The sequence below is a fragment of the Clostridium estertheticum genome, assembly GCF_026650985.1.
GTDB lineage: Bacteria > Bacillota > Clostridia > Clostridiales > Clostridiaceae > Clostridium_AD > Clostridium_AD estertheticum_C.
Genome location: NZ_CP086239.1, coordinates 1,349,246 through 1,372,382, shown reverse-complemented (window position 1 = coordinate 1,372,382; position 23,137 = coordinate 1,349,246). Strand labels below are relative to the sequence as shown.

20 protein-coding genes are annotated in these 23,137 nt (G+C 30.3%); 13 read left to right on the top strand and 7 right to left on the bottom strand.

Features of this window, described 5'->3' with window-relative positions:
* Positions 1–162: 162 nt before the first annotated feature.
* Positions 163–1,002 (top strand): ATP-dependent sacrificial sulfur transferase LarE, encoded by an 840-nt coding sequence (larE, locus tag LL038_RS06905; protein ID WP_216121329.1) that lies wholly within the window; start codon positions 163–165, stop codon positions 1,000–1,002.
* 67 nt (positions 1,003–1,069) lie between these two features.
* On the opposite strand, the gene larA is transcribed toward larE, so the two are convergent.
* A complete protein-coding gene (gene larA, locus LL038_RS06900; RefSeq protein ID WP_216121330.1) occupies positions 1,070–2,368 on the bottom strand; it encodes a nickel-dependent lactate racemase in 1,299 nt (432 codons plus the stop codon).
* A gap of 398 nt (positions 2,369–2,766) precedes the next feature.
* Here larA and LL038_RS06895 point away from each other — a divergent pair, with 398 nt between their 5' ends.
* From LL038_RS06895 to LL038_RS06875, 5 genes are all read left to right on the top strand, one after another.
* On the top strand, positions 2,767–3,900 hold the full coding sequence (locus LL038_RS06895; protein ID WP_216121331.1) for a Gfo/Idh/MocA family protein: 1,134 nt from the start codon (positions 2,767–2,769) through the stop codon (positions 3,898–3,900).
* A 105-nt stretch (positions 3,901–4,005) separates the two neighbouring features.
* The gene (locus tag LL038_RS06890) at positions 4,006–4,929 is read left to right on the top strand and encodes a sugar phosphate isomerase/epimerase family protein (RefSeq protein WP_216121332.1); all 924 of its coding nucleotides are present in this window, start codon (positions 4,006–4,008) and stop codon (positions 4,927–4,929) included.
* Between the two features lie 21 nt (positions 4,930–4,950).
* Positions 4,951–5,985 carry a Gfo/Idh/MocA family protein gene (locus LL038_RS06885; RefSeq protein ID WP_216121333.1) on the top strand — a complete coding sequence of 345 codons (1,035 nt, stop codon included), beginning with the start codon at positions 4,951–4,953 and terminating at the stop codon, positions 5,983–5,985.
* 51 nt (positions 5,986–6,036) lie between these two features.
* Positions 6,037–6,906 (top strand): AraC family transcriptional regulator, encoded by an 870-nt coding sequence (locus LL038_RS06880; protein ID WP_216121334.1) that lies wholly within the window; start codon positions 6,037–6,039, stop codon positions 6,904–6,906.
* 129 nt (positions 6,907–7,035) lie between these two features.
* Complete coding sequence (locus LL038_RS06875; RefSeq protein ID WP_216121335.1) at positions 7,036–7,968, top strand: AEC family transporter; 933 nt, start codon at positions 7,036–7,038, stop codon at positions 7,966–7,968.
* Between the two features lie 17 nt (positions 7,969–7,985).
* Here LL038_RS06875 and LL038_RS06870 read toward each other — a convergent pair whose 3' ends face one another.
* The 4 genes from LL038_RS06870 to LL038_RS06855 all read right to left on the bottom strand — a co-directional run bounded on the left by LL038_RS06870 (position 7,986) and on the right by LL038_RS06855 (position 12,601).
* On the bottom strand, positions 7,986–8,837 hold the full coding sequence (locus tag LL038_RS06870; RefSeq protein ID WP_253200213.1) for a polysaccharide deacetylase family protein: 852 nt from the start codon (positions 8,835–8,837) through the stop codon (positions 7,986–7,988).
* A gap of 147 nt (positions 8,838–8,984) precedes the next feature.
* Positions 8,985–10,439 (bottom strand): hypothetical protein, encoded by a 1,455-nt coding sequence (locus LL038_RS06865; RefSeq protein ID WP_216121338.1) that lies wholly within the window; start codon positions 10,437–10,439, stop codon positions 8,985–8,987.
* Between the two features lie 11 nt (positions 10,440–10,450).
* On the bottom strand, positions 10,451–11,938 hold the full coding sequence (locus LL038_RS06860; protein WP_216121340.1) for an MBOAT family O-acyltransferase: 1,488 nt from the start codon (positions 11,936–11,938) through the stop codon (positions 10,451–10,453).
* Between the two features lie 186 nt (positions 11,939–12,124).
* Positions 12,125–12,601 (bottom strand): DsrE/DsrF/DrsH-like family protein, encoded by a 477-nt coding sequence (locus LL038_RS06855; protein ID WP_216121342.1) that lies wholly within the window; start codon positions 12,599–12,601, stop codon positions 12,125–12,127.
* Between the two features lie 156 nt (positions 12,602–12,757).
* On the opposite strand from LL038_RS06855, the gene LL038_RS06850 reads away from it, so the two are divergent.
* Positions 12,758–13,084 carry a hypothetical protein gene (locus LL038_RS06850; RefSeq protein WP_216121344.1) on the top strand — a complete coding sequence of 109 codons (327 nt, stop codon included), beginning with the start codon at positions 12,758–12,760 and terminating at the stop codon, positions 13,082–13,084.
* A gap of 65 nt (positions 13,085–13,149) precedes the next feature.
* On the opposite strand, the gene LL038_RS06845 is transcribed toward LL038_RS06850, so the two are convergent.
* Positions 13,150–13,977 carry an AraC family transcriptional regulator gene (locus tag LL038_RS06845; protein WP_216121346.1) on the bottom strand — a complete coding sequence of 276 codons (828 nt, stop codon included), beginning with the start codon at positions 13,975–13,977 and terminating at the stop codon, positions 13,150–13,152.
* Between the two features lie 346 nt (positions 13,978–14,323).
* Here LL038_RS06845 and LL038_RS06840 point away from each other — a divergent pair, with 346 nt between their 5' ends.
* From LL038_RS06840 to LL038_RS06825, 4 genes are all read left to right on the top strand, one after another.
* The gene (locus LL038_RS06840; protein ID WP_216121348.1) at positions 14,324–15,607 is read left to right on the top strand and encodes an ABC transporter substrate-binding protein; all 1,284 of its coding nucleotides are present in this window, start codon (positions 14,324–14,326) and stop codon (positions 15,605–15,607) included.
* Positions 15,608–15,701: 94 nt separating this feature from the next.
* Positions 15,702–16,634 (top strand): carbohydrate ABC transporter permease, encoded by a 933-nt coding sequence (locus LL038_RS06835; RefSeq protein WP_216121373.1) that lies wholly within the window; start codon positions 15,702–15,704, stop codon positions 16,632–16,634.
* Between the two features lie 21 nt (positions 16,635–16,655).
* Complete coding sequence (locus tag LL038_RS06830; RefSeq protein ID WP_268056010.1) at positions 16,656–17,483, top strand: carbohydrate ABC transporter permease; 828 nt, start codon at positions 16,656–16,658, stop codon at positions 17,481–17,483.
* A 45-nt stretch (positions 17,484–17,528) separates the two neighbouring features.
* A complete protein-coding gene (locus tag LL038_RS06825) occupies positions 17,529–19,724 on the top strand; it encodes an alpha-galactosidase (RefSeq protein ID WP_216126183.1) in 2,196 nt (731 codons plus the stop codon).
* A 73-nt stretch (positions 19,725–19,797) separates the two neighbouring features.
* Here the strand turns inward: LL038_RS06825 and LL038_RS06820 are convergent, their stop codons facing one another.
* Entirely contained in the window at positions 19,798–20,520 is a 723-nt protein-coding gene (locus LL038_RS06820) for a phosphatase (RefSeq protein WP_216126182.1), read from the bottom strand.
* 132 nt (positions 20,521–20,652) lie between these two features.
* Between LL038_RS06820 and LL038_RS06815 the strand changes: the two genes are divergently transcribed.
* Together LL038_RS06815 and gtfA are read left to right on the top strand one after the other, a co-directional pair.
* The gene (locus tag LL038_RS06815; RefSeq protein WP_216126181.1) at positions 20,653–21,609 is read left to right on the top strand and encodes a carbohydrate kinase family protein; all 957 of its coding nucleotides are present in this window, start codon (positions 20,653–20,655) and stop codon (positions 21,607–21,609) included.
* Between the two features lie 14 nt (positions 21,610–21,623).
* Positions 21,624–23,093: a sucrose phosphorylase gene (gene gtfA, locus LL038_RS06810; protein WP_216126180.1), complete on the top strand. Its 1,470-nt coding sequence runs from the start codon at positions 21,624–21,626 to the stop codon at positions 23,091–23,093.
* The last annotated feature ends 44 nt before the right edge of the window (positions 23,094–23,137 follow it).

The following is a 23,137-nucleotide window of genomic DNA, read 5'->3' as shown; positions in this document are numbered from 1 at the left end:
AACTATTCCTTCTTTTATTTTGACAATTTTTTTAGAAAATCATATAATAATATTATTTTAAAGCATATTATTATGTTCAAAAGTTAAATGTTATGTTACATTAAATATGTTAAAGATTTTTATTATAAATAGTAATAGTTTTTTACGACAAGGAGGACAAATATGGAATTAGAAATGAAGTTTCAAAAACTAAAGGATAGTATTCAAGGATTGGGAAGTGTAGCAATAGCATATTCAGGAGGTGTTGATAGCACATTTCTATTAAAAGTAGCAGCAGATGTTTTAGGTAATAAAGTTATTGCAATTACTGCGAAGTCAACAACATATCCAGAAAGAGAATTTAAGGAAGCTGTTAAATATATTGGGGACATTGGAGCAAAACACATAGTTATAATTTCAGAGGAATTAGAAATTGAAGGGTTTGCTAAAAATCCTATTGATAGATGTTATTTTTGTAAAAAAGAACTTTTTTCAAAAGTTAGAAAAGTTGCTGATGATAATAATATTAACGCAGTTTTGGATGGTTCTAATGCTGATGATGTTTCAGATTATAGACCGGGAATGAAGGCAGCAAACGAATTAAAAGTTATTAGCCCATTAAAGGATGCTGGCCTTACAAAAGATAATATAAGAGAATTATCAAAGAGGCTTGGATTACCAACTTGGAACAAACCAGCTTTTGCATGCTTATCATCAAGATTCCCATATGGTAACGAGATAACAGTTGAGAAATTAAGCATGGTTGAAAGAGCAGAACAATTTTTACTTGATTTAGGATTTAGACAGATAAGAGTAAGACATCATGGAGATATAGCAAGAGTAGAAGTTAATGCCCAGGAAAGAAAGAAATTTTTCAGTACAGAAATTATGGATAAGGTTGCAAATGAATTAAAAAACATTGGTTTTAAATATGTTACACTTGATTTGTTAGGATATAGAACTGGAAGTATGAATGAAGTACTTAGCGACAAAGAAAAGAATTCAGTAAAAGCCCTTGATTAAAATCAAGAGCTTTTTTACTTGTTTTATCTTTTTTGAAAATAATTAATTGCAGCTCCGCAGGAGATGATTAATCAATAGGTAGAAGTTTAGGTAAGGTGTTTGCTCCATGTGGCATTATAAAAGTTTTTAAATTTTTGCCCTTTTCTGTATAGGTTAAAGTTAGCGCCTCATCTATTGTTCGAACTATTTTTATCCCAGTATTTTTAAAAAATTTAGGATCTAAATTTGATACTAGTATAAGATTAAAATTGTGTGCTGTTTCACAAGCAAGGCATCCGACATGTTTTGATATGGTATAACGCTCTCTTAATGATTTCTCTCGATCAAGTAAGCTATCATAGTTAGCGAGTATAGCCCTAACATCATCATCACCACCAAGTCCTTCACTGCACTGCGTTAATGCAATGATAGTCCCTCCAATTTTTGCGGCTTCTCTTGAATTCATGAGAAGTTTTGAAGATTGATAAAAATTAATGTCTTTAGGATAACCACCGGCGGTAGCTATTACTAAATCAGCTTTTTCTTTTATATATGAACAGTCAGACTCGTCAACATATTTTCTTCCTTGTGCATGTGCCTTAATGCAATCACCTGCAACTGCAGCAGAAATATTTCCATGACTGTCTATGATTACATTGAACATAAAACTTGGTTTTACAAAAGCACATGCTTCTTCCATATCTAAATGTACAGGGTTATTTATTATATTTCCACATCTGATTTCGCCTCTAGTTCCTTCTCCTAAACTTTCATTAAGTGAAAGACCGTGATTTGCCATTATTGTTTCATATGATGCAATTCCAGGTAAAATTGATTTTTTTCCACCAGACCATCCTACTAGAAAATGATATACTATTCCCCCAGCAACTATAATATGGTCACATTCCATAGCCTTTTTATTAATGGATACTGGTGTACCAAAGCTAGTTTTACCTAGATAAACTAAATTATCTTTATCTCTACAATCATGATCAATTATATTATATTTACCGTAAAGGGTGTCCCCTAATAATTGTTTGTATTCATTTTCTGTTTGTTTTCTATGGGAACCAGTAGCGCTAATAAATAATATATCCTCATCAACTATGCCCGCTTTCGTAAGTTCAGCCACAATAAATGGAAGGTATAGGGATGATTTTTGCCACGCCCTAGTAATATCTGGTATAACAATACAAATTTTTTCACCTGTATGTACTATTTCACTCAGTTTAGAACTTGATATAGGATTTTGTAAAGCTTCTATTATTACTTCTTCTTCAGTTTTAGAACTTGTTGAAGGGTTATTATCAAGTACTCCAATAACATCTTTTTCGTTAATGGAAAACTTAACAGTGCCTCTTCCTTGCTTTAATTCAAACTCTTTCATGATTAGTTCCTCCCATATTTTCTGTTTCTATACATTAAACATGAAATTTTTAATTATGTCAATGCAGGCGTAAGTCAAATTCTATTTGAGTAAAATCATTGACAATTATTTTTATGAGTAATATACTAAAAACTAATGCCTTTAATTATGTAATTATTCTGATTATTGATATAATTATAGTTGCTTTCCATTTATGAGGATTTTATGGCCTAATGATTGCAAAAAGGACCGTAACTTTCTACTTTTTTTATAAACTAAAACTTGTAAAAAGCAATATCTGAGAAGTATTAAGCAATCCATGGGGAGTAATTAAAAATGAAATGTTATAAAATAGTAAATGTAAACGATAATAATAAAAAACTAGATAAATATATATTATAGAGAAAGGTTGAGATTGTATGGATAAAAAATTAAAAGTTGGAATAATAGGATGTGGTGGCATAGCTAATGGAAAACATATGCCAAGCTTAGCTAAGATATCAGAAATAGAAATGGTAGCATTTTGCGATGTAATAATCGAGAAAGCAAAAATTGCTGCAAAAGAATATGGAAGCGCGGGAGCAAGGGTTTATGTTGATTATAAAGAGCTTCTTAAAGATGATACTATTGATGTTGTTCATGTGTGTACTCCTAATAGATCACATAGCGTTATAACAATCGATGTATTGGAAGCTGGAAAACATGTTATGTGTGAAAAACCAATGGCAAAAACATTTCTTGAAGCAAGAAAAATGGTAGAAGCTGCAAAGAGAACAGGTAAAAAACTTACCATCGGTTATCAAAATAGGTTTAGAGCGGATTCTAAATATCTCAAAACAACTTGTGAAAATGGAGGGCTTGGGGATATCTATTTTGCAAAGGCGCATGCTATTAGAAGAAGAGCGGTTCCAACTTGGGGAGTATTTTTAAATGAATTTGAGCAAGGTGGAGGACCATTAATAGACATTGGAACTCATGCTTTAGATCTAACACTTTGGATGCTTGATAATTATAAGCCTAAGTATGTTGTAGGAAATGTATATCATAAACTTAGTAAAAAAGAAAATGCTGCTAATGCATGGGGACCATGGGAGCCAAGCAAATTTACAGTAGAGGATTCTGCTTTTGGGTTCATTACTATGGATAATGGTGCTACTATAGTTGTTGAATCGAGTTGGGCATTAAATAGCTTAGAAGTTGGAGAAGCTCAAACAAGTCTATGTGGAACTGAGGGCGGTGCTGATATGAAGGATGGTCTAAGAATAAATGGAGAAAATTTAGGTAGATTATATGAAACTAAGGTTGATTTTGGCTCAAATGGAGTTGCATTTAACGAAGGATTTTCTGAAGACCCAGCAGATGCTGAAGCCAGATCATGGATTGATTGTATTTTATATGATAAGGAACCAATAGTAAAACCTGAGCAAGCGTTAGTTGTTACAGAAATATTAGAAGCAATATATGAGTCATCAAAAATAGGGGAGCCAGTTTATTTTAACGACATTTCAGAAGGAAAGTCTCCCACTTCGATAAGTGGGAGCTACATACCCTAACAAATAGAAACCGTCAATGGTAGTATAAACCTCCTTCTGAAGTCGTTAATATTGCAGCTCCGCAGGAGATGATTTAATAAATAATAGTTGAAGAAGGTGTTTAATATGTATATAGGATTATTAACAGGTTGCCTTGGTGGAATTCCACTTAAGGAAAAAGCAAAGTGGGCAAGTGAGCATGGGTTTAAAGCTTTAGAACTTTCTTGTTGGCCAAGGACTAACAGCCGTGATTATTCAGGAAGTGAGATAGATGTAGCTAATTTCACAAAGGCTGAAGCGGAAGAGATAAAGTTATATTTCAAAGAATATGGGCTTACAATATCTTCAATTGCTTATTATGATAATAATTTGGATAGAGATCCGAAAAAAAGAAAATCCATAAACAATCATTTTAAAAAATGTGTTGATGCGGCTGTGCTATTAGGCGCTTCATCTGTTGGAACATTTGTTGGGAAAAACATAGATAAATCGTTAGAGGAAAATTTTGATGAGTTTGAAATGGTATTTAAAGATTTGGTTAAATATGCGGAAGATAAGGGTATAAAAGTAGTAATTGAAAATTGTCAAATGAAGGGATGGCAAGAAAAAGGAGTACCAGGAACTATTTCATTTACACCAGAACTATGGAGAGAAATGTTTAGAAGGGTACCAAATAAGAATTTTGGATTAAATTATGATCCCTCCCATTTACATGCAATGCTGATTGACTATATAACTCCAGTAAAGGAATTTAAGAATCGAATATTCCATGTACATGCAAAAGATACTGAAGTATTTGAAGACAAATTAAAAACTTATGGAGTATTTGATAAACAATTAAATGTTTGTAATGAAGACTTTGGATATTGGAGATACAGAATGCCTGGACTAGGAGACATTAATTGGGAAAAGTTAATTAATGAACTAAAAGAAATTGGATATGACGGCGTAGTAAGTATAGAACATGAGGACCCTCTTTATGAAGGTAGTGACGAAAGGGTTAAAGAAGGACTACAACTGGGAATAGATTATCTTGAAAAATTAATATAGTATTATTTAGGAGATGTTGATATGAAAATATTAAAAGTAGCCATTATTGGATGTGGGAATATATTTCCTATGCATGCTCAATCTATAAAAGAAGTTGAAAATGCAGAAATTGTTGCAGTTTGCGATATTAATGAGGAACGGGCAAAGGAAAAAGCTGATCAATATAATTGTAATTATTATATTGACTATAAGGATATGTTAGCAAAGAAAGATATTGATGTGGTGCATATATGTCTTCCACATTTCCTTCATGCACAGGTGGCAATATATGCTTCTAAACTTGGGAAACATATATTAACTGAAAAACCTATGTCTATAAAACTCTCAGATGCAGAGGCTATGGTTAAAACTGCTAAAGACAATAATATTACACTTGGAGTTATATTTCAAAATAGATATAATCCTGGCTCGAGACTTATAAAAGAGACATTGGAATCAGGAGAACTTGGTGAGATACTAGGAGGAAAACTTGAAGTCACATGGAAACGAACAGATGAATATTATGGTAATAGTGATTGGAAAGGTACATGGGACATGGAAGGTGGTGGAGTCATAATAGATCAAGCTATTCATACCATGGACCTTATGAGATGGTTTGTGGATAGTGACATTGATTATATAGATGCAAATATAAGTAATAGAGCTCATAAAATTATTCAAGTTGAGGATTCTGCAGAAGGGGTTATTAAGTATAAAAACGGAGTAGTAACTGCGTTTCATGCCATTAATTATTATACTTATGATGCTCCTGTAAAAATAGAGTTTCATTGTGAAAAAGGTATGGTTAATATGGTGGGAGATAGAGCTGATATAAAATTTAACGATGGTAGAGAGCTAATTGCAGATAATAACCCGAATGATACTTTTGAATATGGAAATGGAGCAAAGGGATACTGGGGAACAAGTCATACAAAACAAATAAAAAATTATTACGCATCCATTAGTGCTGGGTTACAACCTGATATAACAGGCGATGATGCAATAAAAACTCAAAAAATGATATGTGCAATATATGAATCTGGTAGGCAAAGAGTTAGAATTAGTTGTAATAAATAAATTCTTAAAGCATAGAAAGCTTGGAATATTTAATAAACGTAGGAGAAAATTATGCGGGGTAGTTTTGAAAAGACAGTACTCGAACCGGATTTTCCATTTAGATTATTTTTAAATGATGGCTTTGATAGCACACCTCATCATTGGCATGAAGATATTGAAATTATTTATCTTGTAGAAGGCAGTGTAAAAGTAGGAGTAGGTAATGATTTATATCACCTTAAAAGGAGAGATATTTTAATAATAGGTCCTGGTGAAGTGCATTTCTTTTTAAAAGAAATGCAAACCAGCAATAGGGCAGTAATCCAGTTTAGAATGTCTATTTATGATGCATTTCTTTCTGGATCAAAGGATATTAGAACTATAAGACCAATGTTTACTCATTCTAAATATCTTACTCCCAGTACTGAAGTTCATAACCTCATGGAAAAACAAATTCAGCAACTTATTAATGAAAACACTGCTGCAAAAGAAGGCTATAAGCTTATTATGAAGGCTAGACTTTACGACTTGGCTGGTATATTAATTAGATACATGCCTAAATGTGAGTATTCAGCTGAAGCTGAAAGTCGTCAAATGGAAAAACTTCAGAAGCTGGATAAGGTGTTTCAATATGTAGATAAATACTATCAAACAAATATTAATTTAGAGAAAATTTCAAAGGTTGCTGGATTCAGTCTATATTATTTTACAAGATTTTTCAAGGAAAACACAGGAGTTACATTTGTTGATTATTTAAATAATTTTAGAATAACTAAAGCAGAATGGCATCTTATGGAGGAAAGTGACTCCATTACAGAAGTTGCATATAAGTCAGGTTTCAATAGCATTAAAACTTTTAATCGAGTATTTAAAAACTTAAAAGGTTGCGCTCCAATGCAATATAGGAAAGGTATTAAATCATCAACTGGATCACTGCAATAGTTATTTGCACCTTAAAGTTAATTTATTAGCAATTGGTAATATATATATAAATGCGCCTAAATTTATTGTAAGCATTTATCAAATATGGTAGACTTGATTAAGTTAATATAAATTTGGGGGAGAGTTTACATGTTTTTTGCAGCAGATCAAAGTGTATTAAGTATAATGATAATGATTATAATAGGATATTTTTTAGCATATAAAAAATTAATTGATGAAAAGGCAATTAATTTAATAACTACTATTGTTATAAACATTTCACTACCAATGATGATGATTAATACAATTATGAGTAATTTTACAAAAAAGATGCTTATAGATGACTCAAGAGGTTTAATAGTTCCTTTTCTAACAATAGGTTGTTGTTTTATTATTGCAAAATTGTTTTCAAAAATTGTAAAAATAAAAAATAACAGACGTGGACTATTTGTATCTATGTTCTTTAATTCAAACACTATATTTATGGGTCTTCCAGTCAATTTGGCGTTATTTGGAGAAAAAAGTGTGCCTTATGTGCTACTTTATTATATTGCAAATACCACATTTTTTTGGACTTTAGGTGTATATGAAATAACTAAAGATGGAAATAAGAGAACTTTAAACTTTTTTTCAATGGAAATTATAAAAAAAATATTATCTCCACCTTTAATTGGTTTTATAGTTGGAATACTTCTGGTTTTATTAAATATTAAATTCCCATTATTTATTATGGATACAAGCAAAAGCTTAGGGAGTATTACAACACCATTATCCATGTTTTTTATTGGTGCCTCCATATATTTAGTAGATTTAAAGTCAATAAAATTTACTTTAGATATAGTGTGGGTATTAATCGGCAGATTTGTAATATCTCCAATACTTGTAATCCTAATAGCACCTATATTTCATATACCACATCTTATGGAGTCAGTTTTTGTTATACAGGCGGCTATGCCAGTTATGGCAAATTCAGCTATAATTGCTAAGGCTTATAATTCTGATTATGATTTTGCCTCATTAATGATAGCAATTTCAACGGTAGGTACTCTTATAGTTATACCAATTTTAATGACTTTATTATAGAATATAATTAATTAAATTTATGGAGTTAATTTTGCTTTGAATTCTTCAAGACTAAAGTTTGAATTAACAAAAATTCTACCTAATGAATAAATGTTGTCGTTTTTATCAATTAAGCCAAATTCAGTTGAAAAGGCTAATTTATAACCTGATTGTTTTGCAGCTTTTATAGTGTTAGGTGTGTATCCTCCGTAAGGATATGCTATGTAATCTATTTTCTTATTTAATATTTTTTCTAATTTGATTTTTGAGGTTTTCATAGTATTTACATTATCTACATAAGATATTTGATCTAAGTGTTCATGAGACGATGTATGACTTTCTATTCTTATATTATTTGAATCCATTAATTTTATTTCGGCGGAAGTTAAATAATCTTTTTCATGATCAATAGTATTAGTAATTACAAATATAGTAGCTTTTAGTTTGAATTCTTTTAAAATAGGATATGCATTAGTATAGTTGTCTTTGTAGCCATCATCAAAAGTTATAACTATGGGTTTATTAGGTAAATTTTTACCTGTTTTCATATAGCTATAAAGCTCATCTAATGTTAATGTTGTATAATTATTATCTTTGAGGTATTTCATTTGATTTCTGAATTTTTCTTTAGGAACCCTTAGTATATTTTCTTTTTCATAACTAATAGAATGATACATTAAGATTGGTATTTTTTTATTTTCTAAAGAATCAACAGATTTATGTATAAAAACAGTTTTTACACTAGTTGGTTTAAGTGTTTTTGTTGTATTAATTGTAGTTGTACTATTTTTTTCTTTATGTATAACTAAACCAGAATACTGATAGAGTAGACCTATAGATCCTATTAATATAGCAATTGTAATAATTAAAAGTCTTTTATTTAATCTCATAATACTCTCCATTTTATATTTGTTTTTAATATAAGTATGGTAGAAATAATATAATAATATACGCTTATTTAAAAATAAAAATAAAAAGAAAAACCTAAAAAACTAGGTTTTCCTTTTTATTTATATGACAAGTACAAAATTCATTAGTTATCTTTTAATTATACTCGTGGAATCTAAATAGATATTATCTATAATTTTTTTTAGTGATTTATCATATACTATAATATTTAATCCAGCGTGTTTATCTAGATTTTCAACCCCATTTAAAACTACACTTGGTATCTTTTTATCGACACTTTGGGTGGTATTTTTAAAATAAGTCCCTTTATCTAAAGAAAAATCCTTAGATAGTCTAGCATTACTAAGTGTTTCTGACTGTACTTTGTTATCATTAATAATTGCAAGGTAATTAGAACCAATACTATTTCCCGCAAAAGTTTTTAACCCTAATAATATTAATGAATTTTTTGAAATTTCATTTTTTGAAATGTCCTCATTTGTGCTAGCAACTATAATATAATTTTTATTTTTTATTAATGGAATGTAGTTTTTAATATTTGTTTCATTAGTAATATCTATAGCTTTTTCAGAGCGAGAATAAAGAATATAATCAGAATCCCATTCTTTATAGGTTGCATCATTACGATGATCTGTTAATTTATAATTTGTTTTTAAATATTTACCTAAATTTAATGTAACTTTATTAGAACCAAAAATATTTAAGTGACCAATGTTAACCATATCTGTTTTAAAGTCAAAGTCTAGTTCCTTTATCATTTTGTTATAATTAATAAATGGAATATTATTTGCTTTTGAAATTTCTGCCACCTTATTAAACATCTTTGCAGGCTCAGCCGTCCAAACTTTTGACCCTGATGTTTGACTATAGTCATGTGGGGCATTAGTGAAAATCAATTTGAAATTTTCTTTTTTAGATAAAGTTATCATTTTATTTAAATAGTCTTTTGTTTTAGGTGGAAGATCTACCGTTTCTGTTGTTAAAGAATTTGAAGCATTTTCTTTCCCATACAAATCATGACTAGCATTAAATCCTTTTCTATAATAAGTATCATCCGTATCAAAGTTAAAATCTGTCTCCGTTAGTTCTTTCCAACGATCATGATATTTGAAAATAGGAAAAAGATAGTTGAGCCATTGATTTCGTGGTGTAGTGTTAAGAATGGCTTGTACTTTATTTACAGAAAACTTAACGTTATCTAAAGCAGTTCTTATATAACCCTCATCACCAAATTTATCAGTTGAACCTAAATAATACAAATCTACTACTACAATTGGATTCTTATGTTTTTTCAAAACCTCTTTTAATAAATAGTAGGTTACATCTATTGGTTGACCTCCAGTAGAATAGTCAAAGCTTGTTATTCCAAACTGTTTCCATAATACGTTAGGATTTATTAAAGCATCCATATGGCTTGAACCTAATAATACAACATCAAATGAATCCCCTGTATTAGTATATAAACCTTGTGTAAGTTTAGCTCGATGATTTGTTTTTATAATAAAAATAGAATTAAGGGTTATAATAAAGAGCAATAATATAATTACAAAACTAATTCCTTTTAAAAATGACTTTTTAAGCATTCAAAATCCTCCTAGAATTGTGAATAGATAAACTGCTGCATGCTATATCCAGGCCCATACAACCCAAAGATTAGAATGACTACAGCAGCACCTACATACGTTGCCCATCTAAACATTATGTTTTGTTTTGCTAAACTAGTTCGTAATTTTTTTGTTTTCCCTAATATATCTACTGTTAGAACTAAAATTATACCAACAAGTGCAATAAAAAAATCTTTTGAATCTAATCCAAGTTCAAAAATAGAACCATTAATAAGTACCCAAGGATTAAAATAAAAAATGTTTTGAATTATTGTTATAGCAGTTGATAATGAACTAGCTTTAAAAAATATCCAAGCAAAATTAACAAGCATAAAGGTTATAAATGCTTGAAAAAGCTTGAAACTAAATACTTCTGTTTTAATTTTAAAAGTTTTTACTATCCTTTTTCTGAAGGGTTTAGTAAAATTCTCTACTATTTGATAAAGTCCGTGAAGTCCACCCCAAATAATAAAATTAAAGGTAGCCCCATGCCATAAACCACTTACTAGGAACACAATCATAATATTATAATTAGCCCTTGATTTTCCACGTCTATTTCCGCCTAGTGGAAAATATAAATAGTCTTTAAACCAACTAGTGAGTGATACGTGCCAGCGGCTCCAAAATTCTTTTATTGATCTTGATAAATAGGGCTGGTGAAAATTATTAGTTACATTAAATCCTAAGACCTCCGCAGCTCCTCTTGCTATATCTGAATAAGACATAAAATCACAATAAATTTGAAAACTAAAAAACAATGTAGCTATAAAAGTTGCAAAACCTTTATAGTGATTAGGGTTATTGTATACAGTATTAACAAGTACTGCTAATCTATCTGAGACTACTATTTTTATGAAGACACCCCACAACATTAATAATAAACCGTTTTTAACTCTATCATAATTAAAATTATGCTTCTCATCAAATTGATGTAACATGTTTTTAGATTTCTCAATAGGGCCTGCAACTACTTGAGGGAAGAATGATACAAACAGAGCATATTTTCCTATGTTTTTCTCGGCAGGAACATCTTTTCTATAAACATCTACAGTATAGCTAAGGGCTTGAAGGGTATAGAATGATATCCCCAGTGGCAGTAAATATTCAAAAGATGGTGCATGATTTGAGATGCTAAATACATGTAATAAACGCGATAAACTCTCATTGAAAAAATTATAATATTTGAACAAAAATAAGATACCCAAATTGCTAAAAAAACTTGCGAAAACTAACATTTTTTTCACTTGAATAGATTTTTTTTCATTGCTTATCTTATTTGCTTTTTCAATTAGTAAACCACTTAAATATGTGATGATAGTTGATGTAGCTATTAATATTGCGTATTTAGGATTTAAGACCATATAAAAGAAATAACTACATATTAGCAGCCAAACCCATCGAAGTTTATGCGGAATTACATAATATAAAACAGAAATAATCATAAAAAACATCAAAAATTTTATTGAAGTAAATTGCATCATATACCTTCTTTCTATTGTCAAACGACAATTATAGACATAAATCTACAAATTATATCTAATGAATGTATTATAACAGATTATGTATTCTAACTACAAGTCTATTATAATAACAACTCATAATAAAAAGAAAATAATGATAGTTAATTATAAATAAAAAAAGTGCGGAAATATTCTGCACTTTTTTTATATGAATAATTGTATATCAGACTCAAGAGCATCCTTTAAATAATCTTTAGCTTCAATAACTTCAAGTTCTGGAATAAGTTCTTCTTTTTTCAATCCCATAACTTCCATTGATAGTTTACACCCATAGAACTTAACACCTTTTTTTACGGCACCTTCTAAAAAATTTGAAAGAGTTGGTGTGCCATCTTCTTTCATCATAGCCTCAAGCATTTTTTTTCCGAAACCACTGAAGTTCATGTTAGATAGTGGTAATTCTTCTGGGCCTTTTGGAGTCATTGCACCCATAAGTTTCTCTAATGAAGACTTACCATCGTTTATAATTTTATCAGGGTCCCTTAACAAAAGTAGACCCCAGAAAGCAAAAAACATAGATACTTCCATTCCTAATTCCTTAGCTGAATTTGCCAATATTAATCCAGCTAAAGCTTTGTCATATTCTCCACTAAACATTATAAGACTTAGCTTTTTATCCATTATATCACCTCATTTTTATGTAGCTTATGTATATGTCACCTTATTTATTCAGATTAAGTTAAATAAAGACATTTAGTTTGAAAAGGATTTTTTTTTAATATTGGGAAACAATATAATAAATGTTGAAAAAATATTAATTATACAAGGAGGCTTATTATGAATTATTTAAGCAAATTATCAAAAAATATTAAATATAAACAAAAAAAGCAAAAGGTGAATTTAGTAAAAGGATTTGCAGTATTCTCAATTATAGGTATTACACTAGGCGGGGTCGCTAAAAAATTATTAGATCGAGGTCATTTAGATGAGAAAAAGAATATTCCTACGCCTAATAATGGTGATGAAGATGTAAATATTAAGAGAGAGGAGATTAAACATACATTGGAAGAATTTGGTGAAGAAGTTGTAGGAGATGTAGGGGTTGCAATGGAGAAAGCACTTGATGGCTTAGAATATAAGAAAGATAATGAGATTAAAAAGTAGTATATTAAATCATCTCCTTGGTGACTGCAACAGCGACCAAGGAGATGATTTTAATTGTAACCTGTTTAGTGATGGTTACTTCTATAATATGAAGGGCACTGACCTATGATTTTTTTAAATTGTTTTGAAAAAACAAATTGATCGGAGTATCCTACAGAAGTAGCTACTTCAGCTATGGATAAATCATGGTTTGTTAAAAAGTGACATGCGTTTTCCATTCGTGTTTTTATAATGTATTCAATAGGTGTTTGTCCCAAAGCGTTTTTAAAAATAGTACATAAATATTTGCGACTTATACCAATGTAGTCAGCCAAACTGTTCACACTAATATTACCATAAAAATTCACTTCAATGTAATCTACGGCACTTATTACATATCGTTCGATGTTTGGCTCATAAAGGCTAATTGTATTTGATTTTGGGGCTATTTCAATTAATTTAGAAAGAAACAAATATAAATAAGACAATCTAGATAAGTCAGTTTCTAAAGACAATTTAGTGAAGCTGGCCATTTTTTGTATCGCATCTTTAAAAAAATTGTCAGTATCATAATGAAATATTGGATTATCATAGCTAAGACCTGCACTATGTATGATTTTTGGTGCTTTTACACCGTTAAAACCAACCCAAAGATAATGCCAAGGATCATCTATATCTGCTTCATAATAGGCAATATGATCTGGACAAATAACAAATGCATCTCCAGCTTCTAAAGCATATAGCTTTTTACCACATCTAAAAGTACCTTTTCCACTAAGTATAAAGTGTATAATAAAATGATTTCTAGCTACAGGTCCAAAAAAATATCCACTGGAACATACTTCTTCTCCACAATCATAAAAGTTTAAATCAGTATTAGTAAAATTATCACTTTCAACACACCATACTTCCATTGCATCACATCCTTTTAGTTTACCTGTGGACATTATAACATATTTTGAAGACATGTAATCATTTACTTGGAAATGTTTAGAGTTCATAATAAAGATAGAATCAACAGAAAGACACACAGTTAATCGTTATATTTTCAGTGTTTAACAAGTTTAATAATAATAAACTATTTTTATTAAACTTAAAAAACAAGTATGGTTAATTATGCTCAAAATACCATTTATAGGAGCGGAAAGTTAAAATATACAGAATTTACTTTAGCTGAATTTTTAAAGAGATTATAACAGTAATCTTTTTATAAATGAAACCTTTTGGTTTCAATATATATAATTTGAGGGGGATAAATAAATGAAAAAAAGTTTACACAAGATTATCGCAGTTGCACTTACTTCTATGGTTATGATGTCCACTTTAGCGGGCTGTGGTAGCTCTAAGACTACAAGTGATACAAGTGGTAAACCTGTAACTCTTACTTATGCGATTTGGGATAAAAACCAACAACCGGGTATGCAAGCTATTGCAGATTCTTTTCACAAGTTAAATCCGAATATAACAGTAAAAGTGGAAGTTACACCTTGGGATAATTATTGGACAAAGATGGATGCAGGAGCTACGAGTGGAACACTTCCAGATGTATTCTGGATGCATTCAAATAATTTCACAAAGTACGCTAATGGTGGTGTATTGATGGATTTAACCGACACTATAAAAAACAGTAAAGATGTGAAAATGAGTAATTTCCCTAAGGATCTTGTAAGTTTATATACATTAAAAGACAAAGTTTATGCTATGCCTAAAGATTACGATACAATAGCATTATGGTACAACAAGACTATGTTTGATAAAAAAGGGATTGCTTATCCAGATGGAACTTGGGATTGGAATAAGTATTTAGAAGTTGCAAAAAAATTAACTGATTCTTCAAAAGGAGTATTCGGTTGTGTTGCTCCTTCAGATGATCAACAAGGTTATTATAATTATGTTTATCAAAATAAAGGATATATACTTTCACCTGACAAGAAAAAATCAGGTTTCAGTTTAGCAGCAACAAAAGAAGCTATTCAGTGGGATGTTGATCTAAGCCAAAAATATAAGGTTTCTCCAACGCAACAACAATTCGCAGATACTAGCTTTGCGACATATTTTGAATCAGGAAAAGCTGCAATGGGCCTATTTGGATCATGGATGGTAAGTGAATTTAAGGCAAATGATTATGTGTTAAAAAATTGTAATGTAGCTGTTATTCCTCAGGGAAAGACAAAGGCAACCATAATTAATGGTTTAGCAGATGTTGTTTCAGCAAAAACTAAACATCCAGCAGAAGCTTTGAAATTCGAAGATTTCTTAGGTACAAAAGCAGCTAATATTCTTCAATCTGAAAAAGGTGCTGCAATTCCAGCATATACAGGAACTGCACAACCATTTATAGACAATACTAAACAATTTAACTTAAAAGTATATGCAGAAATGTTAAACTATGCTGTTTTATTTCCAAACTCAGCAACGAAAGCAAAATGGTATGAAATTCAAAATAACACAATGACAAAGGTATATACGGGTCAACTTACAGTAGATCAAGGCTGTAGTATAATTGATAAACAAATGAATGCTCTTTTAGCTACTGAAAAGTAATTAATTGATGACAGTTAGTGATTATAGTTAACTGTCATCATAATTAACTAAATTTAATTATGATTTTATAAAAGGAGGGAGAATTTTGAAAGAAATGATTAAACAAAAGAACACATCGAAACGTTTAGATAAAAAGGTAAAAATTAGTAAGAAAGATTTACATGATTATTATTGGGCTTATCTTATGATAGCACCTACAATAATAGGACTTATTATATTAAATATATGGCCGTTAATTCAAACTATTTATTTGAGTTTTAATAAAACCAGTGATTTTGGTCTTAATCAATGGATCGGGTTAGATAATTATAAACAGATGTTTTCAGATCCTGCTGTATGGCAAGCAACTTTGAATACACTAAAATATACTGTAATTTCAGTTCCTATCGGCGTTATTCTTTCTTTAGGTATTGCAGTACTACTTAATTCTAAGATAAAGGGTAAAACTATATATCGTACAATCTATTTTCTACCTATGGTCTCAGCACCGGCGGCTATAGCAATGGTTTGGAGATGGCTTTATAGTTCGGATTTTGGTTTGTTTAACTACTTGCTTTCTTTAGTGGGTATACACGGACCCAATTGGCTTACAAATCCAAAACTTGCGCTTTTATCTATAATAGTAGTAGGAATATGGAGTTATCTAGGTTATAATATGATTATTTTACTTGCAGGGTTGCAGGAAATACCAAAAAGTTTTTATGAAGCAGCTAAAATTGATGGAGCAGGTCCTATTAGACAGTTTTTCGCTATTACATTTCCATTAATATCACCAACGATGTTTTTTGTTGTCATTACTTCTATGATAACCGGATTACAAGTATTTGATTTAATATTTATGATGATTAGTAAATCAAATGCAGTTATGGAGTCTACTCAATCTTTAGTGTACTTATTCTATAATTATTCATTCGTAATGAATGACAAAGGTTATGGTTCAACTATAGTAGTACTGTTATTAGCAATAATTTTAGTGATAACTGCAGTTCAACTTAATTTACAGAAAAAATGGGTTCATTATGAATAACTTCAAGGGGAGGTATAACTTATGAAAGGAAAATTAAAATCAAGCAATTTAATTGTTCACATAATTCTTATAATAGGTGCGATTGCAATGCTAATTCCATTTATATGGATGATACTAACTTCGTTAAAAACACTTACAGAGTCAACATCATTACCAGTTACTATTATGCCTAAAAGCTTTAAATGGGGAAATTACGTTGACGTATGGAATCAATTGCCATTTGCGAAATTTTACATAAATACAATGCTAATGATATTTTTTAGAGTTATAGGTTCAGTTTTCTTTAGTGCCATGGCAGCCTATGCTTTAGCTAGAATTGAATTTCCAGGAAAAAATTTTTTCTTTATGTTAATACTTATTCAAATGATGATACCAGGACAAATATTTATTATCCCACAGTATGCTATAATTTCAAAACTTGGATTATTAAATACTGTTACAGCTCTAATAATACCCGGGATTATAAGCGCTTTTGGTACTTTTCTACTTAGACAATTTTTTATTGGAATACCAAAGGAACTAGAAGAAGCAGCAATATTAGATGGATGTAACAGATGGCAAGTATTTTGGAAAGTTATGTTGCCTTTAACTAGATCAGGTCTAGTAGCACTTGGAATATTCACTTCAGTATTTGCTTACAAAGATTTGATGTGGCCTTTAATAGTAAATATGTCATTAGATAAGATGCCGCTCGCGGCTGGAATGGCATCATTACAAGGGCAATATTCAACAAATTTTCCTCAACTTATGGCAGGATCAATGATAGCTATATGGCCAATGCTTATAATATTTATTATATTTCAGAAGCAATTTATTGAAGGTGTTGCAAGTACAGGTTCAAAGAGTTAGTGATAAAATAAATTTTTATATTATAACCACTAGGGGGAAGACAAAATGCCAATTTCTTATTTTGAAGAAAATAAAATTTTTCATCTTAAAGCAAAAGACACAAGTTATATAATTCAAATAGTTGAATCAAAATATTTACAACATATTTATTGGGGTAAAAAAATAAGGAATTTTAAATTAGATTATTTGAAACCTTTTAAAGGTGATCAGCTAAATGGATTTATGTTTGCAAAGGATAACATAAAGGGGTTTTCTTTAGATGTTTTGCCTCAAGAGTATCCATCATTTGGGAATACAGATTTGCGTTCACCGGCATATCAAATACAATTTGAAGATGGATCTACGATTTCAGATTTACAATATTTAAATCATGAGATTTTTTCAGGAAAGAAAAAGTTAAAAGGATTGCCTAACACATATGTAGAAAAGAATGAAGAAGCGCAGACTTTAGAAATAACTTTAAAAGATGAATTAAGTGGCTTATTAGTAGTACTAAGCTATACAGTCTATAAGGACTATGACGTGATTACAAGATCTTCTAAGATAATCAATTCAAGTTCCAAAGATTTAAAGGTGTTAAGGGCATTAAGTGCTAGTGTGGATTTTAGTGATGATAATTTTGATTTACTACAATTATCAGGTGCTTGGTCAAGAGAAAGAAGCATTATTAAAAGATCTTTAGTTAGTGGGAATCAATCTATTGAAAGTAGAAGGGGTGCAAGTAGTCCACAACAAAATCCATTTATAGCTTTAATGAGAAAAGATGCAGATGAGGATAAGGGAGAAGTTTACGGAATTAATTTGGTGTATAGTGGTAATTTTTTAGCTAATGTAGAGGTATGTCAATATGGAACCGCTAGAGTCCAAATTGGAATTAATCCATTTGATTTTAGTTGGCTTTTAAAACCAGGTGAAGATTTTCAAACACCTGAAGTGGTTATGGTATATTCAGATAGTGGGCTCGGAAAGATGTCACAAACTTTTCACAATTTATATAGAAAACGTCTTTGCAGGGGAAATTATAGAGATAAAGAAAGACCAATTCTTATAAATAATTGGGAAGCAACTTATTTTGATTTTACTGAAGAGAGTATAAAGAATATTGCAAGAGAGGCTAAAAAACTTGGAATAGAGTTATTTGTTTTAGATGATGGTTGGTTTGGAAATAGGAATGATGATACTACTTCCCTTGGTGATTGGTATGTAAATAAAAAAAAGCTACCCAATGGACTCAAAAAGCTTTCAAAGGATATAAATGAAATTGGTCTTAAGTTTGGATTATGGTTTGAACCAGAAATGGTTTCAGAGAATAGCAATCTATATAGAGCACATCCAGATTGGTGTATACATGTTAAAGGAAGAGAAAGATCACTTGGAAGAAATCAATTAGTTTTAGATTTTTCTAGAACAGAAGTATGTGATGCTATAATTGAAATGTTATCAGAAAATCTTTCAACCTATAGTATTTCATATGTGAAATGGGATATGAATAGATTTATGTCAGAAGTTGGATCGGCTACATTAGATGCTAATAGACAAAGAGAAACTGCACACAGATATATGCTAGGACTTTATAGAGTAATGGAAGAATTAACAACGAAATTTCCAGAGGTTCTATTTGAAAGCTGTGCTAGTGGTGGTGGTAGATTTGACCCAGGAATGCTTTATTATATGCCTCAAACTTGGACAAGCGATGATACTGATGCAATAGAACGATTAAAAATTCAATATGGCACTAGTTTGGTTTATCCAAGTATAACTATGGGAGCCCATGTATCAGCTGTTCCTAATCATCAAGTACATAGGATTACACCTCTAGAAACAAGAGGTAACGTTGCAATGGGTGGAAATTTTGGATATGAATTAGATATTATTAAGATGACCGATGAAGAAAAACAAACTGTGAAAAAACAAATTAGTGATTATAAAGAAATTAGACATATAGTTCAATTTGGAGATTTTTACAGATTAATAAGTCCTTTTGAAAATAATGACGCTGCTTGGATGTTTATTTCAGAAAATAAGGAAGATGTGGTTGTAAGTTATTTTAAAAAATTAGCAGAATGTAATATAAAGTTGAAAGTTTTAAAGTTTAAAGGGTTAGATCCAGAAATGAATTACAGAGTAATTGGTACAGATGAAATATATGGTGGAGATGAGCTAATGTATGCTGGTATGGTTGTACCAGAACTTAAGGGTGATTTCACAAGCTATGTTTGGAGATTAAAAAAAACATTATAATGTAATATTATAATGTTTACATATAAAAATCAGCAGTCTAATTTAATGAAGTTGCTGATTTTTATATACTGTATTATATATTTTTCCCCTTTTCTTTAAGAAATTTTATCAAACTTTCTTTATTTGTATTAATAATAAGTTCTTCAGGCATATGTATCTCTGCAAGTATTTTTTCTACAGTACTAAAATTTGCAATAGAAAAACAGAAATGAGCATCACTGTTTACAATAATCCTTACTCCAAATTCTTTGCAGAGTTTTGCTATTTTAGTGCAATTTTTGTCACTGCCGGGTCTTGAACTTACAAATGAACTATTATTTAATTCTATTAGTATATTTTTTTCTTTTGCTTTTTTTATTATTTCTTCCTCATGTATAGGGAATTTAGGATTCCCTATATGTCCTAAAATATTAACATATGGATTATCCATAGCCTTTAAAATAGTAGATGTATTTAAATCCGAACTTTTTCCTCCTTCCATTAAAGGTTCATGCATGCTTACTATCATTATGTCAAGACCCTTTTGAATTTCTAATGGAATATCAAGATTACCTTCATAATCAATTATATTAGCTTCACATCCGTAAAGCATTTTAACACCAAATAATTCTCTTGGAAGTACTTTAAAATTTCCAAAATACCAAAGATCAGGCGCACCTGGCATATTAGGACCATGATCTGTAGTTCCTAATATTTTAAGACCTATTTCACTAGCATATTTTGCATTTTCCATTAGAGTACTATATGCATGACCACTAACTACAGTATGGGTATGTAAATCAGCTATAAATTTCATAAAATATCTCCTCTCATTTGTTTTTTTGTATATCTTTAATTGTATACCAAAATCGAGACTTATGGTTAAAACAATATTATTTTTATGAATTTATTTAAAGAAAAACTTATTATTAATTGAAGGGGGCAAAAATTGATAAATTTTTATGACACTTTTGAGTTTGAAAACAAAAATATTGATATCTTCACGATAGGGGAATTACTTGTGGATATGATATCTAGTGATTATAGTGAAGATTTTCAGTGTAGTAGTTATGTTAAATATTTTGGGGGTTCTCCTGCAAATATTGCCATGAATATAAAAAGGTTAGGAGCGAATTCTACTATAGCTGCTTCAATAGGAAAAGATGGATTAGGAGATTTTTTAAAGCAACACCTAGAGGGAAATTGTATAGATACCAGTTACATTAGTAGAGTTAATTTTTCTACTAGTATGGTACTTATTACCAAGAGCAAAACAACACCTATACCTATATTTTATAGAGGTGCAGATTATAATTTAGAATATACTCCTGAAATTGAAGTTGCAGTAAAAAATTCTAAAATCATACATTTTTCTTGTTGGCCAATTTCTCAAAAAACTTCAAGAAATACTATTGAAAAGGTAATTATAGAAGCAAGGAAAAATGGAGTGATCATAGGATTTGATCCTAATTATCATGAAATGATATGGGAAAAAGAACATGATGGAATAGAATACATAAAACAGTTAATCAGCAAGGTTGACATAATAAAGCCTTCAGAGGACGATGCTAATAGAATTTTTGGTGAGGATACTCCTCAAAATCAAATTGATAAATTTATAAAATTAGGTGCAAAGTTAGTAATAATGACTCTAGGAAGCAAAGGTGCTATAGTTTCTAATGGAGCTTGCAAAATTAATTTTGATTCTTTAGCCTCAAAGGTAATTGATACCACAGGTGCTGGGGATGCTTTCTGGTCAGGGTTTTATACTGCATTAATTAAAGGATATCCAATAAAAGTGGCTTTGGAGCTTGGGTTTGCAGTAAGTGCTTATAAACTTAAGTATGTAGGTGCGGTAGTAAATCTCCCATCTATTGAAGAAATAAAGAATATTTATAACATATAGGAGCGATTTATAATATGACAGTGAAAAATCAAGTACAACTCATCACTTATCCAGATTCTCTTGGAGGGGATTTGAAAACCCTTAATAATGTACTTCTAAAATATTTTTCCGATATATTTAAAGGCGGAATTCATATTTTACCTCCATTTCCTTCTTCTGGTGATAGAGGATTTGCCCCTTTAACTTATTTAGAAATCGAATCAACATTTGGTTCTTGGGAAGATATTAGAAACATTGGTGAAAATTTTGATATTCTTCTAGATCTGATGGTAAATCATATTTCTAAGCAATCTACATATTTTCAAGATTTTTTAAAAAATGGATATAAATCAGAGTATGCTGATCTTTTTATTACATTGGATAAGGTTTGGAATGATGGTAATCCTGTTAAAAAAGATGTTTCAAAGATGTTCCTTCGTAGAAAGGAGCCTTTTTCTAGCTTTACAATTGAAAAAACAGGTAGAATTGAAAAAGTATGGACAACTTTTGGTAAAGAGAATCCATCTGAGCAAATCGATATTGATATTAATTCAGAAAAAACCCGAAAACTCTTAACAGACTTCCTTGTAAACTTCAGTAAGCAAAATGTAAAGATAGTTCGACTGGATGCCGTTGGATATATAATTAAAAAACTAGGTACAAGTTGTTTTTTTGTAGAGCCTGAAATATATAAATTTATAGATTGGATAACCGAGTTGGCAAATTCCTTGGGAATTGAATTACTTCCAGAAGTCCATGCACAATATAAAACACAGTTTAAATTAGCGGAGCATGGCAATTGGATATACGATTTTATATTGCCCTATATGATTCTTGATACTCTAATAAATAAGTCAAGCGTTAGTCTGTGCAAATATCTTGAGGTTCGTCCTCATAAACAATTTACTATGCTAGACTGTCACGATGGCATTCCTGTTAAGCCGGATCTAGATGGTCTTGTAACAACTGATGATGCAAAGAAACTTACAGATATCTGTGTTGAAAGAGGTTCTAACCTCAGCTTAATTTATTCTTCTGAGCATAAAGATAAAGACGGTTTTGATGTTCACCAAATAAGATGTTCTTATTATTCAGTTCTTAATTGTGATGACGATGCATACTTAGCTGCAAGAGCCATTCAATTTTTTGCTCCGGGAATCCCACAAGTTTATTATGTAGGACTACTCGCTGGTGAAAATGATAATGAAAATGTAGCAGCTACAGGTGAAGGGCGTGAAATCAACCGACATAATTTTAGCACTACGGAGATTGATGAGGCACTGCAAAAAAAAGTCGTACAAAGATTGCTACAACTTATCCGATTTAGAAATGAATATCCAGCTTTTAACGGTAAATTCAAGGTTTTATCTTCCACTGAACATAAAATTAATCTTTCGTGGCAAAAGGACGATAAAATTTGTACATTGAATATAGATTTGAAAAACAATAATTCAGTTATTGAATATATAGACGAATTAAGCAATTTAATATTATATAAAATTTAGTAACAAATAATAATAAAGAACTAGTGTCAGCTTTTTAATACTGA